Origin of the sequence: Citrobacter sp. wls710 (assembly GCF_005281115.1) — a bacterium.
GTDB classification, from domain to species: domain Bacteria; phylum Pseudomonadota; class Gammaproteobacteria; order Enterobacterales; family Enterobacteriaceae; genus Citrobacter; species Citrobacter werkmanii.
This window is the reverse complement of record NZ_SZXD01000045.1, coordinates 1-15,754: the sequence shown is the minus strand read 5'-3', so window position 1 is coordinate 15,754 and position 15,754 is coordinate 1. Positions and strand designations below refer to the sequence as shown.

At 53.6% G+C, this 15,754-nt stretch carries 11 protein-coding genes; 8 read left to right on the top strand and 3 right to left on the bottom strand.

Annotated features, from left to right (window positions below; all coding sequences use genetic code 11):
• The first annotated feature begins 48 nt into the window (after positions 1-48).
• From FDX14_RS20140 to FDX14_RS20120, 5 genes are all read left to right on the top strand, one after another.
• Positions 49-2,382, top strand: a complete 2,334-nt coding sequence (locus tag FDX14_RS20140) for a Tex family protein (protein WP_137350122.1) — start codon at positions 49-51, stop codon at positions 2,380-2,382.
• A 375-nt stretch (positions 2,383-2,757) separates the two neighbouring features.
• Positions 2,758-2,985: a ferrous iron transporter A gene (gene feoA, locus FDX14_RS20135; protein ID WP_003023519.1), complete on the top strand. Its 228-nt coding sequence runs from the start codon at positions 2,758-2,760 to the stop codon at positions 2,983-2,985.
• An 18-nt stretch (positions 2,986-3,003) separates the two neighbouring features.
• Positions 3,004-5,322, top strand: coding sequence for a Fe(2+) transporter permease subunit FeoB (feoB, locus tag FDX14_RS20130; RefSeq protein WP_137350121.1), 2,319 nt, complete (start codon positions 3,004-3,006; stop codon positions 5,320-5,322).
• An 11-nt stretch (positions 5,323-5,333) separates the two neighbouring features.
• Positions 5,334-5,570, top strand: a complete 237-nt coding sequence (gene feoC, locus FDX14_RS20125; RefSeq protein WP_038634895.1) for a [Fe-S]-dependent transcriptional repressor FeoC — start codon at positions 5,334-5,336, stop codon at positions 5,568-5,570.
• A 194-nt stretch (positions 5,571-5,764) separates the two neighbouring features.
• Positions 5,765-6,703, top strand: a complete 939-nt coding sequence (locus FDX14_RS20120) for an Rpn family recombination-promoting nuclease/putative transposase (RefSeq protein ID WP_137350120.1) — start codon at positions 5,765-5,767, stop codon at positions 6,701-6,703.
• A gap of 43 nt (positions 6,704-6,746) precedes the next feature.
• On the opposite strand, the gene bioH is transcribed toward FDX14_RS20120, so the two are convergent.
• Complete coding sequence (bioH, locus tag FDX14_RS20115) at positions 6,747-7,517, bottom strand: pimeloyl-ACP methyl ester esterase BioH (RefSeq protein ID WP_137350119.1); 771 nt, start codon at positions 7,515-7,517, stop codon at positions 6,747-6,749.
• Positions 7,518-7,554: 37 nt separating this feature from the next.
• Between bioH and gntX the strand changes: the two genes are divergently transcribed.
• From gntX to gntT, 3 genes are all read left to right on the top strand, one after another.
• Positions 7,555-8,238 carry a DNA utilization protein GntX gene (gene gntX, locus FDX14_RS20110; RefSeq protein ID WP_137350118.1) on the top strand — a complete coding sequence of 228 codons (684 nt, stop codon included), beginning with the start codon at positions 7,555-7,557 and terminating at the stop codon, positions 8,236-8,238.
• Between the two features lie 58 nt (positions 8,239-8,296).
• Positions 8,297-8,872 (top strand): Fe-S biogenesis protein NfuA, encoded by a 576-nt coding sequence (nfuA, locus tag FDX14_RS20105; protein WP_003023509.1) that lies wholly within the window; start codon positions 8,297-8,299, stop codon positions 8,870-8,872.
• A 368-nt stretch (positions 8,873-9,240) separates the two neighbouring features.
• Positions 9,241-10,557, top strand: coding sequence for a gluconate transporter (gene gntT, locus FDX14_RS20100; protein ID WP_042311900.1), 1,317 nt, complete (start codon positions 9,241-9,243; stop codon positions 10,555-10,557).
• A gap of 46 nt (positions 10,558-10,603) precedes the next feature.
• Here gntT and malQ read toward each other — a convergent pair whose 3' ends face one another.
• Together malQ and malP are read right to left on the bottom strand one after the other, a co-directional pair.
• On the bottom strand, positions 10,604-12,691 hold the full coding sequence (malQ, locus tag FDX14_RS20095) for a 4-alpha-glucanotransferase (RefSeq protein ID WP_137350117.1): 2,088 nt from the start codon (positions 12,689-12,691) through the stop codon (positions 10,604-10,606).
• A gap of 9 nt (positions 12,692-12,700) precedes the next feature.
• Positions 12,701-15,094, bottom strand: a complete 2,394-nt coding sequence (malP, locus tag FDX14_RS20090) for a maltodextrin phosphorylase (protein ID WP_137350116.1) — start codon at positions 15,092-15,094, stop codon at positions 12,701-12,703.
• Between the last annotated feature and the right edge of the window lie 660 nt (positions 15,095-15,754).

Sequence of the window (15,754 nt, the reverse complement as noted above, 5' to 3'; positions counted from 1 at the left end):
ATCCGTATAACTATCCCCTGATTTTTTATCCTATAGACGAAGCTATCCATGATGAATGATTCTTTCTGCCGCATTATCGCAGGTGAAATTCAGGCTCGTGCTGAACAGGTAGAAGCTGCCGTTCGCCTGCTTGATGAAGGGAACACCGTGCCGTTTATCGCACGTTATCGTAAGGAAATCACCGGCGGTCTGGACGATACGCAATTGCGTAATCTGGAGACCCGTCTGGGATATCTGCGTGAACTGGAAGACCGCCGTCAGGCGATCCTGAAATCTATCGGCGAGCAAGGCAAACTGACCGATGATCTGGCGAATGCGATCAACGGTACGTTAAGTAAGACCGAACTCGAAGATTTCTATCTGCCGTACAAACCCAAGCGCCGCACCCGTGGGCAAATCGCCATTGAAGCCGGGCTGGAGCCGCTGGCTGATCTGCTGTGGAACGACCCCTCCCACGACCCGGAAACGGAAGCCGCAAAATACCTCAACGCCGAAAACGGCGTGGCGGACACCAAAGCCGCTCTCGACGGCGCGCGCTACATTCTGATGGAGCGTTTCGCAGAAGACGCCGCGCTGCTGGCAAAAGTTCGTGATTACCTGTGGAAAAACGCGCATTTGGTTTCTACCGTGGTCAGCGGTAAAGAAGAGGAAGGGGCGAAGTTCCGTGACTACTTCGACCACCATGAACCGATTTCTACCGTGCCATCCCACCGTGCGCTGGCCATGTTTCGTGGTCGTAACGAAGGCGTGTTACAGCTTTCTCTGAATGCCGACCCGCAATTCGATGAGCCGCCAAAAGAGAGCCACGGCGAGCAGATTATCCAGGATCATCTGGGACTGCGCCTGAATAACGCACCTGCCGACAGCTGGCGTAAAGGCGTTGTGAGCTGGACGTGGCGCATCAAAGTGCTGATGCACCTTGAAACCGAGCTGATGGGTACCGTGCGCGAACGTGCGGAAGATGAAGCGATTAACGTCTTTGCCCGCAACCTGCATGACCTGCTGATGGCCGCCCCAGCCGGACTGCGCGCCACAATGGGCCTCGATCCGGGTCTGCGTACCGGGGTAAAAGTGGCTGTGGTTGACGGTACCGGCAAACTGGTCGCTACCGATACCATTTATCCGCATACCGGTCAGGCCGCCAAAGCCGCCGTCGCCGTTGCGGCGTTATGTGAAAAATACAACGTTGAGCTGGTGGCGATTGGTAACGGTACGGCGTCGCGCGAAACCGAGCGTTTCTTCCTCGATGTACAGAAACAGTTCCCGCAAGTCACCGCGCAGAAAGTAATCGTCAGCGAAGCCGGCGCATCAGTGTACTCCGCTTCCGAGCTGGCGGCCCTGGAGTTCCCGGACCTCGATGTTTCGCTGCGTGGGGCGGTGTCTATCGCCCGTCGTCTGCAGGATCCGCTGGCTGAGCTGGTGAAAATCGATCCGAAATCTATCGGTGTGGGCCAGTATCAACACGACGTCAGCCAGACGCAGCTGGCGCGTAAGCTGGATGCGGTCGTGGAAGACTGCGTAAACGCCGTCGGCGTTGATCTGAACACCGCCTCCGTACCGCTGCTGACCCGCGTGGCGGGCCTGACGCGCATGATGGCGCAAAACATCGTCGCCTGGCGCGATGAGAACGGCCAGTTCCAGAACCGCCAACAACTGCTCAAAGTCAGCCGCCTGGGACCTAAAGCCTTTGAGCAGTGCGCGGGCTTCCTGCGTATCAATCACGGCGATAATCCGCTGGATGCCTCCACCGTTCACCCGGAAGCGTATCCGATTGTGGAACGCATTCTGGCTGCCACCGAGCAATCGCTGCGTGATCTGATGGGCAACAGCACAGAACTGCGTAATCTGAAAGCGTCCGACTTTACCGACGAACGTTTCGGGGTACCAACCGTCACCGACATTATCAGAGAGCTGGAAAAACCGGGCCGCGACCCGCGTCCTGAATTCAAAACCGCACAGTTTGCTGACGGCGTAGAAACCATGAACGATCTGCAACCGGGAATGATTCTGGAAGGGGCTGTCACCAACGTCACCAACTTCGGCGCGTTTGTCGATATCGGCGTACACCAGGACGGTTTGGTGCACATTTCTTCACTGTCAAATAAGTTCGTCGAAGATCCACACACCGTGGTGAAAGCGGGTGATATTGTGAAGGTAAAAGTGCTGGAAGTAGACCTGCAGCGTAAGCGTATCGCGCTGACTATGCGTCTGGATGAGCAGCCAGGTGAAACCAACGCGCGCCGCAGCGGCGAAAATAGCGATCGTACTCAGGGCAATCGTCCGGCACCAAAAGCCGCGAAACCTCGTGGCCGTGACGCTCAGCCTGCGGGCAACAGCGCGATGATGGATGCGCTGGCAGCGGCAATGGGTAAAAAGCGCTAAGTTTGGATCATGTGCCGGATAGCGGTGTAAATACCGTATCCGGCATATTTGCTATATTATCTTCTCTCTTCCTCATTATATTTATCACTTCATTAACAGATGAAACCTTAATTAAACATTAAGGATTTCAATAATTGCTAGCGCGAATCATTCGTCCCCAACCAGAATAAATATTGAGGAATATCAAAATTGGCTCAAATTATTATCTAATTGTACATTCCGTCACACTTATTCTATTGATGATAGAAACCATTCTCATTATCATTGGTTTGTTGATTATTTACTCTTTCCTTACGTTGGCTAATCATCTGGTCTCATGCCGCCCTGTCGCCCCATGAGGTAATCACCCAGTTAGCGAGATATAAGTAGGTCCCTATGCAATTCACTCCTGACAGTGCGTGGAAAATTACCGGTTTTGCCCGTGAAATCAGCCCGGCTTATCGTCAGAAATTGTTGTCACTTGGCATGCTACCCGGCTCATCCTTCAACGTGGTTCGCGTCGCCCCGCTCGGCGATCCTATCCATATTGAAACGCGTCGCGTAAGTCTGGTATTGCGTAAAAAGGATTTGGCGTTATTAGAAGTGGAAGCGGTGTCCTGTTAATACAGTGAGTCTATAAAAATGAAAAAACTAACCATTGGTTTAATTGGTAATCCTAATTCCGGCAAGACAACCTTATTCAACCAGCTCACCGGCGCGCGTCAGCGTGTAGGCAACTGGGCTGGCGTTACCGTTGAGCGTAAAGAAGGTCATTTCGCCACGACGGACCATCAGGTCACGCTGGTCGACTTACCCGGCACCTATTCACTGACAACAATCTCATCACAGACCTCTCTCGATGAGCAAATCGCTTGTCACTACATTTTAAGCGGCGACGCGGATCTGTTGATCAACGTGGTCGATGCCTCAAACCTTGAGCGCAACCTCTACCTGACGTTGCAACTGCTTGAGCTGGGTATTCCCTGTATCGTCGCCCTGAACATGCTGGATATTGCTGAGAAACAGCAAATCCGTATCGATATCGACGCCCTCTCCGCCCGTCTTGGCTGCCCGGTGGTTCCGCTGGTCTCCACCCGCGCCCGCGGCATTGAAGCGCTGAAGCTGGCGATCGATCGCTATAAAGAAAACGACACCGTCGAACTGGTGCATTATGCCCAGCCGCTGCTGCAGGAAGCCGATTCCCTCGCTGACGCGATGGCCAAAGATATGCCGCTAAAACAGCGCCGCTGGCTGGGCCTGCAAATGCTGGAAGGCGATATCTACAGCCGTGCCTACGCCGGTGACGCCGCGCAAAACCTCGATGCCGCCATTGCGCGTCTGAGCGAAACAATGGACGATCCGGCGCTGCATATCGCCGATGCGCGTTACCAATGCATCGCCGCAATCTGCGATACCGTCAGTAATACCCTGACGGCAGAGCCGAGCCGTTTCACTACCGCGGTGGATAAAATTGTCCTCAACCGTTTCCTTGGGCTGCCAATTTTCCTGTTCGTGATGTACCTGATGTTCCTGCTCGCCATTAACATTGGCGGCGCGCTGCAGCCGTTATTCGATGTGGGTTCCGTGGCGCTATTTATTCATGGTATTCAATGGATTGGCTATACGCTGCACTTCCCGGACTGGCTGACCATCTTCCTGGCGCAAGGTCTTGGCGGCGGGATTAACACCGTGCTGCCGTTGGTACCGCAAATCGGCATGATGTACCTGTTCCTCTCCTTCCTTGAAGACTCCGGTTACATGGCGCGCGCTGCGTTTGTGATGGACCGCCTGATGCAGGCGCTGGGACTGCCGGGCAAATCGTTTGTCCCGCTGATAGTCGGTTTTGGCTGCAACGTACCGTCGGTGATGGGCGCCCGTACGCTGGATGCCCCACGTGAACGTCTGATGACCATCATGATGGCGCCGTTTATGTCCTGCGGCGCACGCCTGGCGATTTTCGCCGTCTTTGCCGCGGCTTTCTTTGGTCAGAACGGAGCGCTGGCGGTCTTCTCGTTGTATGTACTGGGTATCATCATGGCGGTACTGACCGGTCTGATGCTCAAACACACCATCATGCGTGGCGAAGCAACACCGTTCGTGATGGAGCTTCCGGTGTACCATGTGCCGCACATCAAGAGCCTGATTATTCAGACCTGGCAACGCCTGAAAGGCTTCGTGCTGCGTGCCGGTAAAGTCATCATCATCGTCAGCATTTTCCTCAGCGCGTTTAACAGCTTCTCGCTGAGCGGAAAAATCGTCGACAACATCAACGACTCTGCTCTGGCCTCCGTTAGCCGCATTATTACCCCAGTCTTTAAGCCGATTGGCGTTCACGAAGATAACTGGCAGGCAACCGTAGGTCTGTTTACCGGCGCGATGGCGAAAGAAGTGGTTGTCGGTACGCTGAACACGCTCTATACCGCAGAAAACATTCAGGAAGAAGAGTTCAATCCGGCAGATTTCCACCTCGGTGAAGAGCTGTTCAGTGCGGTGGATGAAACCTGGCAAAGCCTGAAAGATACCTTTAGCCTGAGCGTTCTGGCCAACCCTATCGAAGCCAGCAAAGGCGACGGCGAGATGGCTACAGGCGCAATGGGCGTGATGGGCGAGAAATTTGGCAGCGCCGCCGCCGCGTACAGCTACCTGATTTTCGTGCTGCTGTATGTCCCGTGCATTTCAGTGATGGGTGCTATCGCACGTGAATCAAGCCGTGGTTGGATGGGCTTCTCGATCCTGTGGGGCCTGAACATCGCCTATTCACTGTCGACGCTGTTTTATCAGACCGTCAGTTACAAAGAGCATCCGACTTACAGTCTGGTGTGCATCTTAGCCGTCATCCTGTTTAACATCGTATTGCTGGGTCTGCTGCGCCGTGCCCGCAGCCGGGTGGATCTCTCACTGCTGTCAACCAACAGAACGGCTAGCTCCTGCTGTTCCAGTACCACTGGCGATTGCCACTAAGGTCGTCAACAATGGCATCGCTTATTCAGGTTCGTGATTTACTGGCGCTGCGGGGGCGTATGGAGGCAAAGCAAATTAGCCACACGCTGCATACCCCGCAGCCAATGATTGACGCCATGCTGAATCAGTTAGAAAAGATGGGCAAAGCGGTGCGGATTCAGGAAGATGCCGATGGGTGTCTGTCCGGAAGCTGCAAGAGTTGCCCGGAAGGTAAAGCCTGCCTGCGCGAGTGGTGGGCTTTGCGCTAGTGTGCCGCTCCTGCCGGATTCAGCGTTTATGCTGATATCCGGCTTTTTGCGTAACGGCTCCCACAACGATTTCACTGTTTCAGCAAAACAGATCTATCCCTCTGCCTTCCGCGCAGAACTATCAACTCGTGGATGATTACTGTCGATCGGGCAAGTAGAGTCTCGTCATCTTATTTCCCAGGTGACGGTTCGCCATGAATACTGACACGACAGCTACGCCGCATGACGCGATTTTCAAAACGTTCTTAAACCACCCAGCGACCGCCCGCGATTTTCTGCAACTTCATCTACCCGACTCTTTGCGTGCACTTTGCGATCTGAACACACTACAACTGGAATCGGGCAGCTTTATTGAAGATGATTTGCGCGCGTACTATTCAGACGTGTTGTGGTCGCTGAAAACTCGTGAAGGCGATGGCTACATTTACACCATCATTGAACATCAGAGTACCGCGGATGCTCATATGGCATTTCGCCTCATGCGCTATGCCATTGCCGTAATGCAGAGGCATCTGGACGCGGGCCATAAGAAACTACCGTTGGTGATCCCCATACTTTTTTATCATGGTACCGTCAGCCCATATCCATATTCACTCTGCTGGCTGGACGAATTTGACAACCCGGAGGCAGCCAGACCACTTTATGCCACAGCATTTCCATTGGTCGATATCACCGTTGTGCCCGATGACGAGATCATGCAGCACCGCCGGATGGCGCTGCTGGAGCTCATCCAAAAACATATTCGTAAACGAGATTTGATGGGGTTAGTAGAAAAACTCGCCATCCTGCTTGTTAAAGGACACGCTAATGACAACCAGTTGAAAGCCCTGTTTAATTACCTGATGCAGGCCGGGGACACCGCGCGTTTTAGCGAATTTATTCACCAGGTCGCCGAACGTTTACCTCAACACAAGGAAAAGTTGATGACTATTGCCGAAAGATTACGTCAGGAAGGGCACCTTAATGGTCTTCAGGAAGGTCACAGGAAAGGGTTACGAGAGGGTTTGCAACAAGGCAAACGTGAGGAAGCTCTGCGCATTGCAACAACCATGCAGGCTGATGGCATAGACTTGCTGACTATCTGCAGAATCACCGGCCTGGCCGCTGAGGAACTGGCTACGTGCAGCCATTAATCCCCAGCCCGGCAGCATGATTCTACCGGGCAAAACAGCGGATTTATAGCCGCTGTTTTAACGCCACCAGCGCTGAGCAGAACTCCGTTGGATGTGAGATAAACGGCGCATGCGCGGCTTTGGCAAACACCAACGACTCGCTCAGTGGCCACAGGGTATCCAGCATCGGGACGACTTTGCGCGGAACCAAACCATCAAGATAACCGTACATCCGCAGGAAAGGCTTATCCACCGAGCATAACGGCTCACGCAGATCGACTGTTTTCAGGATCTCCAGTCCGCCATTAAGCACCTCGACTTTCGGCATGGGTAAAGCCAGCACCGTTTTCTTCAGCGCCCGCGCATCCTGACGCGCGGTTTCCGTGCCCATCGTTTGCAATGCCAGAAAACGCTCCACTGTACGCTGAAAATCTTCGCTCAGTTGCTGCTGGAAACCTGCCAGCACTTCCGGCTTAATTCCCGGCCATTCAGCGCGCGCGCTAAAGCAAGGTGAAGACGCGACGGTCACCAACGCCTGAACACGCTCAGGGTGCGTTAACGCCACCTGACTTGCGACCAGCCCGCCAAGACTCCAGCCGAGCCAGATAGCGTTCTCCGGCGCCTGTCTTAATACCCGTTCAGCCATCTCTTCCAGCGACATTGCGCCGAAACCCTGACTGCGACCAAATCCCGGCAAGTCGACAAGGTGCAGCGTAAAATGCGAGCTCAGTTCCTCACTTATGCAATGCCATACTTCCGCATTCAGTCCCCATCCGTGCAGCAGCACAAGATGGCAATTTCCCGAACCCTGGGTCTGCCACCAAATGTCATTCATCAGTTATTGTTCTCTTTTAGCCTGAAAGGATGCATCTATGCTAACAGTACCAGGATTGTGCTGGCTATGCCGAATGCCGTTGACGTTGGGGCACTGGGGGATCTGTTCGGTTTGCTCGCGGGCAACGCGTCAACCTCTCAGCCGATGTCCTCAATGCGGACTACCTGCCGCGCATCCTTCGCTTCCCTGCGGCCGTTGCCTGCAAAAACCCCCGCCGTGGCAGCGTCTGATCGCCGTCAGTGACTATATTCCTCCGCTGAGCGGACTTATCCACCAGTTTAAGTTTTCACGCCGCAGCGAAATGGCCATTGCCCTTTCACGTTTACTGTTGCTGGAGGTATTACAGGCCCGGCGCGTCAGCGGTCTTCCTCTGCCGGACAGGATCGTTAGCGTCCCACTTTGGCAACGCAGACACTGGCGCAGAGGATTTAATCAGAGCGACTTACTGTGTCGCCCTTTGGCGCACTGGCTTGGCTGCGACTGGGACAGGCAGGCCATCACACGGGTTCGGGCCACCGCTACACAACACCATCTAAGCGCCAGATTACGCAAACGTAACCTGAAAAATGCCTTTCGCCTTGAATTGCCAGTGCAGGGACTCCATATGGTTATTGTGGATGATGTCGTCACTACCGGAAGTACCGTCGCGGAAATCGCGCAGCTGCTTTTGCGCAACGGCGCGGCGACTGTCCAGGTATGGTGCCTGTGTCGAACCTTGTAGAGCCTCGATGATGGGCGTATTATAACCAAGTAAAATAGTCAACTATTAGGCCATTACTATGATCCATATTTCCGATGCTGCACAAGCGCACTTTGCCAAACTGCTGGCAAATCAGGAAGAAGGGACACAAATTCGCGTATTTGTGATTAATCCCGGCACGCCTAACGCTGAATGCGGCGTTTCTTATTGTCCGCCAGACGCCGTGGAAGCAACCGACACCGCCATTAAATTTGACCTGCTGACCGCATATGTTGATGAACTGAGCGCACCGTATCTGGAAGATGCAGAAATCGATTTCGTTACCGACCAGTTAGGCTCCCAGCTGACGCTGAAAGCGCCAAACGCTAAAATGCGTAAAGTTGCCGATGATGCGCCACTGATGGAACGCGTAGAGTACATGCTGCAATCGCAGATCAACCCACAGCTGGCAGGCCATGGCGGCCGCGTCTCTCTGATGGAGATCACCGATGAAGGCTACGCCATTCTGCAATTTGGCGGCGGCTGTAACGGCTGTTCAATGGTAGATGTAACGCTGAAAGAAGGTATCGAGAAACAGCTGCTGGCTGAATTCCCTGAACTGAAAGGCGTTCGCGATTTAACCGAACACCAGCGCGGTGAGCACTCTTACTACTAAGTCCTCAGCTGTAGAGTTGCCGTAGGCCCGATAAGACGCATCCGCGTCGCTATCGGGCATTGCTGCCGAATGGCAGCGTAACGGCCTACAACCCTGCATTTCTCTGCCTATGCCCTGCAACAATCCCCTGCATAATTTGACCAGCCTCTCATAATTTAAATTTTGCCTGCCCAGGTGATTTTCAAGCGCTGCATGTTACCCGTATCATTCGTATCAGCACCTAACACACACATAATAGCCAGCTAAACTGATTAGTTTTGAAGGTAATCAGCATTGGTGCTGTAAATACTCTGTTCCCGGTCGGGACAATCGGAATTTGTCATCTAAACACTGACGTTACCCATAACAAAGTAAAGGCCAGGTAAATCATGCCATTAGTCATCGTTGCTATCGGTGTAATCTTGTTACTCCTCCTGATGATCCGTTTCAAAATGAACGGCTTCATCGCTCTCGTCCTGGTGGCGCTTGCTGTCGGATTGATGCAAGGGATGCCACTGGATAAAGTCATCGGTTCTATTAAAGCCGGCGTCGGCGGAACTCTTGGCAGCCTCGCCCTGATTATGGGTTTTGGCGCCATGCTGGGCAAAATGTTGGCGGACTGTGGCGGCGCACAGCGCATTGCCACCACGCTGATTGCTAAATTCGGTAAAAAACACATTCAGTGGGCGGTGGTATTAACCGGTTTCACCGTCGGTTTCGCCCTGTTCTATGAAGTCGGCTTCGTTCTGATGCTGCCGCTGGTGTTCACAATTGCCGCGGCGGCAAATATCCCTCTGCTGTACGTTGGTGTACCAATGGCTGCTGCGCTGTCCGTCACACACGGATTCCTGCCGCCGCACCCGGGTCCAACCGCTATTGCCACCATTTTCCACGCAGATATGGGTAAAACCCTGCTGTTTGGTACGATTCTGGCCATCCCGACCGTGATTCTCGCCGGTCCGGTGTACGCACGTTTCCTGAAAGGCATCGATAAGCCAATCCCGGAAGGTCTGTACAGCGCGAAAACCTTTACTGAAGAAGAGATGCCTGGCTTTGGCGTCAGCGTCTGGACCTCTCTGGTTCCGGTTATCCTGATGGCGATGCGCGCCGTCGCGGAGATGATTCTGCCAAAAGGTCATGCTTTCCTGACTGTTGCAGAATTCCTTGGCGACCCGGTCATGGCTACGCTTATCGCGGTGCTGATTGCGATGTTCACTTTTGGTCTGAACCGTGGACGTTCGATGGATCAGATTAACGACACGCTGGTGTCCTCAATCAAAATCATCGCGATGATGCTGTTGATCATCGGTGGTGGCGGTGCCTTCAAACAGGTTCTGGTTGATAGCGGCGTGGACAAATACATCGCTTCAATGATGCACGGTTCAAGTGTTTCCCCGCTGCTGATGGCATGGTCTATCGCTGCGGTACTGCGTATCGCGCTGGGTTCCGCGACCGTTGCTGCGATTACTGCAGGTGGGATCGTGGCGCCGCTGATTGCGACGACCGGCGTAAGCCCTGAGCTGATGGTTATTGCAGTCGGTTCCGGTTCCGTCATTTTCTCCCACGTGAACGATCCAGGCTTCTGGCTGTTCAAGGAGTATTTCAACCTGACCATCGGTGAGACCATCAAGTCATGGTCAATGCTGGAAACCATTATCTCAGTCTGCGGTCTGGTGGGTTGTCTGCTACTGGGTATGGTGGTTTAACCCCTACATATCCCAGACAAAAAAGCCGGGGAAATCCCCGGCTTTTTTACTTCTTCTTCGCAGCGGCTTTGCGGCGCTTATCCAAATCCTTAATCAGCTTGTTCACCCCGTCATCGGCAAACATCTGCTCCAACGTGACGGTGAGCTTACGCCGCCAGTTTTTGTACTGGTCGCTGGTCCCCGGGATGTTGACCGGATCCGCCATTCCTAACCAGTCCTCCGGTTGCAAGCCCAGCAGCGCACTATTGCTGTCAGCGATGTAGCGTTGCATGCCACGATTAAGAATCGGCGTCATCGACATCAATGAGGCCTTGTGGCCTGCACGTTTTGGCAGACAACCATATTTGTGCAGCGCGTCCAGCAGCCCCTGTTTGGCCAGTTCTCTGTCCTGATACAAGCCACGCAGTACGACTTCGTCCGGATAGAGCCCCAACGCTTTACCCAGCGTCAGATCGCCGCTATCCCAATAACCTTTAAGCGTAGGAAGGTCATGCGTCGCCGCGACTGCCATTGATTGTTCCGGGTACGCTTTCGGCGCACGGAAGTTTTTCTCATGGTCATTCTCAAAATAAAGCACTTTGTAGGAGTACACGCCGCTATCGCGCAGCTTGCTGACGATCTCTACCGGCACCGTACCCAAATCTTCACCAATCACCATGCAGTGATGACGTTTACTTTCCAGCGCCAGAATTGAAAGCAGGTCGTCGACCGGATAATGCACGTAGGCACCGTGATCGGCCGTTTCACCGTAAGGGATCCACCACAGACGCAGCATCGACATAACATGGTCGATACGCAGCGCACCGCAGTTCTGCATATTGGCGCGCAGCAGTTCGATAAACGGTTCGTAAGCACGTGCCGTGATGATGTGCGGATCCATCGGCGGCAGCCCCCAGTTTTGCCCCAGCGGACCGAGAATATCCGGCGGCGCGCCAACCGAGGCTTTCAGGCAGTACAGCTCGCGGTCGCACCAGGTTTCCGCCCCGCCTTCAGCCACACCAACCGCCAGGTCGCGATACAGCCCGACAGGCATCGCAAAGCCCTGGCTGGTTTTCCAGCAGTCAGCGAACTGGGTATACGCCAGCCACTGAAGCCACAGGTAGAAGTCCACGTCATCACGATGCGCTTCGCAGAACTGTTTGACCTCTGGCGAGTCCACCGACTGGAAAGCCTCTGGCCACACCGGCCAGCCCCAGCGCAAGGCGTCTTCTTTCACCTGATGCGCATGCAGGGCGTCAAAGGCCGCCTGCCAGTACAGGCTATCGCCTTCCTGAGCCACAAACTGGCGAAATGCCGCCATCTGCTCATCATCGCGCGCAGAGAAGCTTTTCCACGCCATACGTAGCGCGGTCATCTTTAGTGCGGTAACGGTGGAGTAATCAACCCATACGGCGTCGCGCGCGCGTTGCAGAGCTTGCTGAGTCGCCGGTTTCTGCCACCAGGCCTGCGCCTCTTTGCTGTGGTGGAAATCGTCTACTGCGTTGACATCAATATAAATAATATTCAGCCAGCGACGTGAGGACGGACTGTACGGGCTGGCGCTTTCCGGGTTCGCCGGATACAGCGCATGAATCGGATTCAAACCAATAAACGCGCCGCCACGCTTTGCCACATCCACCAACATGGCACGGAGATCGCCAAAGTCGCCAATCCCCCAGTTTTTTTCTGAACGTAGGGTGTAAAGCTGAACGCATGCCCCCCACAGCTTCTGCCCGGCCAACAACGCCTGCGGTTCATAACAGCGTTTCGGCGCCACGATGATGCGGCAATGGGCACGCAACTCCCCCTGAGTCAGGGTAAGCGTGTGATACCCCTCCGGCAGCTTCGCCGGAAGGTTGAAAGATTTACCGCCGACGGCATACCCTTTGTGCTGCACACCCTCTTCGGTAGTTAGCAGCCAGTTAAACTCTCCACTTCCCTCAACCGCCAACGGCATTTTTTTACCCGCGGTATAAACCATGACGTTCGGCACCGGGGTCACCGCCACCTTCGTGGCGGCGGTGGTGCGATGCATGGCGTCAAGCAAACGCCGCTTGGTTTCGGCGCCAATAGACTGCGGTTTACCGTGGGCATTAATGTAATTAGGGCTGATCCCCGCCGCCAGCGCGGCATTATCCAGACGTTTGCTTTCCATCGCGATTCCTTAACGTTTCGCCTGCCAGATACGAGCCTGATAATCGCGAATAGAGCGATCTGAACTGAACATGCCGCAACGCGCGGTATTCAGAATCGCCGCACGGGTCCAGGCTTCCTGGTCACGGTACAACACGTCAACCTGCTTCTGGGCTTCAACGTAGGCCGCGAAGTCCGCCATGACCAGATACGGATCACCGCCTTGCTTGCCAATACTGTGCAGCATCTGGTCAAAGGCATGTTTATCGCCGTCGCTGTATTTCCCGCTTTCCAACTCTTTCAGAACAGCATCCAGCACCTTATCTTTCTTACGCCATTTCACCGGGTCATAGCCTTTCGCTTTCAGCGCTTTCACCTCTTCCACGGTATGACCAAAGATAAAGATATTCTCGTCACCCACCTTCTCGGCGATTTCGACGTTGGCACCATCCAGCGTACCAACAGTTAACGCGCCGTTCAGCGCCAGTTTCATATTACCGGTGCCGGAAGCTTCTTTCCCGGCGGTTGAGATCTGCTCAGAGATATCCGCCGCCGGAATCAGCATTTCCGCCGCCGAGACACAATAATCCGGCAGGAAGACAACTTTCAGCTTGTCGCCAACTTTCGGGTCGTTATTGATGGTTTCCGCCACCTTGTTGATAGCGAAGATAATATTTTTCGCCAGGTAGTAACCCGGAGCGGCTTTTGCGCCAAACAGGAATACGCGCGGCACGCGTTCCGCCTGCGGGTTTTCACGAATTTCTTTATACAGCGCCAGAATATGCAGCAAGTTCAGATGCTGACGCTTGTACTCATGCAGGCGTTTGATCTGAATATCAAAGATTGCCTGCGGATTGATTTCGATACCAGTCCGTACCTTCACAAACTCTGCCAGGCGCTTTTTATTCGCCAGCTTAATGTCACGATAAGTCTGACGGAACTTCGCGTCGTCGGCGTATTTTTCCAGGTTAATCAACTGGTCGAGATCGTTGGCCCACTCTTTTTTCAGCGATTTATCCAGCAGTGCGGCAAGCGCCGGGTTGCACTGCTTAATCCAGCGACGCGGAGTAATCCCGTTGGTGACGTTATGAAATTTGTTCGGCCAGAGCTGGTGATATTCCGGGAATAGATCTTTCACCACCAGATCAGAGTGCAGCGCCGCCACGCCGTTAACCGCAAAACCGCTGACCACACACATATTGGCCATACGTACCTGTTTATTATGCACCACCGCCAGTTTCGCCCACACTTCAGCATTACCCGGCCAGGTTTTATCGACCAGTTTCTTAAAGCGGTCATTAATCTCTTTGATGATTTGCATGTGGCGCGGCAGTAGCGCTTTCACCAACTTCTCATCCCAGCACTCTAACGCTTCCGGCATCAGGGTATGGTTAGTGTAAGCGAAGGTTTTGCTGGTAATGGCCCACGCATCGTCCCAGCTCATCTGGTGCTCATCAATCAGCACACGCAACAGCTCAGGGATCGCGATAGTCGGGTGAGTATCATTAAGCTGAATGACTTCGTAATCCGCCAGTTCGTGCAGCTTACGCCCGGCCAGATGATGACGACGCAAAATGTCGGCTACGGAGCAGGCGCACTGGAAGTACTGCTGCATCAGGCGCAGCTTTTTACCCGCGGTGTGGTTATCGTTCGGGTACAGCACTTTGGTCAGTTTTTCGGCGTCGATGCCCTGCTGCTCAGCACGCAGGAAATCGCCGTCATTAAATTTGGTCAGGTTAAACGGATGCGCGTGGCTGGCCTGCCACAGACGCAGCGGTTGCGCCACGCCGTTACGGTAGCCGAGAACCGGCAGATCCCAGGCCTGGCCGGTGATGGTAAACCCAGGCTCCCAACGTCCCTCTTTGGTGACTTTACCGCCAATGCCGACCTGCACGTCCAACGCCTCGTTGTGACGGAACCACGGGTAGCTACCGCGATGCCAGTCATCCGGGGCTTCCATCTGCTGACCGTCGGCAAAAGACTGGCGGAACAGGCCGTACTGGTAGTTGAGACCATAGCCCGTCGCCGACTGGCCGACCGTCGCCATCGAATCAAGGAAGCAGGCCGCCAGGCGCCCCAACCCACCGTTACCTAACGCCGGATCGATCTCTTCTTCCAGCAGATCGGTCAGGTTGATGTCGTGCGCTTTCAGCTCATCGCTCACCCCCTGATACCAGCCCAGATTGAGTAAGTTGTTGCCGGTCAGACGACCAATCAAAAACTCCATCGAGATATAGTTAACATGGCGCTGATTTTTTGCCGGTTTCACCGCTGTCTGGGCGCTGAGTAACTCAGCCAACGCCCCACTCACTGCCTGCCACCACTGGCGCGACGTCATTTCGTGAGCCGACAGTAAACCGAAATGCTGCCACTGACGCGTCAGGGCTGCCTGAAATTGATCTTTGTTGAAGGTTGGCTGTGACATAGGGATTCCAGGTCCTTAGGTAATAAAACAACGTTATCGCTAGTTTGCCAGGCTCGTTGTTGACCTTCCTCATCCTGGCACGGATTAGGGAGGGAGGAGGGGCGGGGATGAGCATAAAAGTGTGATCGCCGCCACTTAAAGAAGAGAGGCATTGCCGGTCAATACGTAGGTTTCCCCCGCATCCCCCTGAAATGCATCACGGTTTTCGCATTAACCTAAAGAGATTAGCCAGACAATATCAAACAGTAAGATGATATTTAGAAAAAATATGTAAACAGAGAAATAGTTTCTCACCTGAAATACGCATTCTGCTTGAGTTATTTCACATGAAAGTTTTAAGTCGAGCACAAAATTCATCGTCTTTTTATTAAACGATACAGTAACAACATAAAAAAGTGGAATCTTTCCGCTGGGTGAAAGTCACGCTGGATCCAGTCACCACGCCTGTTGCGACTCTTTAAAGAAATTATTGCAATAGATGTATAGATTTGTGACATAGTGCAAAATCAGACACACAAAAAGCCCGCTTAGCTTGCATAAAATACCAATCTGGCCGACCTTATATCTATTAATTACGAAGCGCAAAAAAAATCATTCTTCCCCATTTTCACACAGTGAAGTGACTAACTTATTAGACTGGCCCCCTGAATCACCAGACAA